This is a genomic window from Belnapia sp. AC561 (genome assembly GCF_979252845.1).
The window spans coordinates 1-253 of record NZ_CEEDBP010000343.1 but is presented as its reverse complement, the minus strand read 5'-3'; the positions used below and the strand labels follow the sequence as shown (position 1 = coordinate 253).

Here is a 253-nt window from a genome sequence, read left to right as displayed (position 1 = left end):
CATTTGCAGCTGCTGACCGGCGGCGAATTGCCCGAGCATCACTTCGAGGCGATTGCCGACCAGGATTGGGAGCGCAGCTGGATGGACGGCTTCGCGCCGATGCGCTTCGGCCAACGCCTGTGGATCGTACCCAGCTGGCACGAAGCACCCGAGCCGGACGCAGTCAACCTGCTGCTCGACCCCGGCCTGGCGTTTGGCACCGGCACCCACCCAACCACCTCGCTGTGCCTGCAATGGCTCGATGGCCAGGAAC

General features: G+C 66.0%; 1 protein-coding gene. It reads left to right on the top strand.

Translation table 11 applies throughout. The features are described from left to right. Window positions 1-253 (top strand): 50S ribosomal protein L11 methyltransferase (locus AC0IW9_RS31350; protein ID WP_471652196.1); only part of this gene is annotated, 253 nt, incomplete at both ends.